Raw genomic sequence first — 523 nt, 5'->3', positions numbered from 1 at the left:
CCAGACCCTGCAAGCCACCCCCATCCAAAGCGACGCCGCCAAACCCACAGTAGCCCTCGACGTAGGCGCCCTAGGCGGCATGTACGCCGGCAAAATCAAACTCATCGGCACCGAAAAAGGCCTGGGCGTCACCTTAGACGGAGACATCGCCGCCAGCCAAACCCTCATCCTGACCCACGACGGCCGCATCACCCTCAACGGCAGCCTCAGCGCCCAAGAAGACATCGCCATCACCGCCCAGGGCGACTTCGCCAACGACGGCCAAATCTCCTCACAGCAAACCATCCGCATCGCCGCCCGCCACATCACCGGCAGCGGCTTTTTCAGCGCCGGCGAAGAAGGAGAAGAAGACCATGAAAGCCACGACCACGGAGACGAAGAAGAATCCGGCGGCTCCACTCCGATACTAGCCGACCTCACCCTCACGGCCGCTGAAACCGTCGATCTGACCGGCGTCCTCAGCGCCAGCCGGAATGTCATCCTTTCCGGCAAAACCGTCACTTACGATGCCGACAACACATTC

General features: G+C 61.8%; 1 protein-coding gene. It reads left to right on the top strand.

The features are described 5' to 3' along the window. Nucleotides 1-79: 79 nt before the first annotated feature. The coding region (locus ALO_RS19075) for a hypothetical protein (RefSeq protein WP_238528341.1) at nt 80-523 on the top strand (444 nt) is incomplete at its 3' end.

The sequence above is a fragment of the Acetonema longum DSM 6540 genome (assembly GCF_000219125.1).
GTDB classification, from domain to species: domain Bacteria; phylum Bacillota; class Negativicutes; order Sporomusales; family Acetonemataceae; genus Acetonema; species Acetonema longum.
This window is presented reverse-complemented; position numbering and strand designations above follow the sequence as displayed.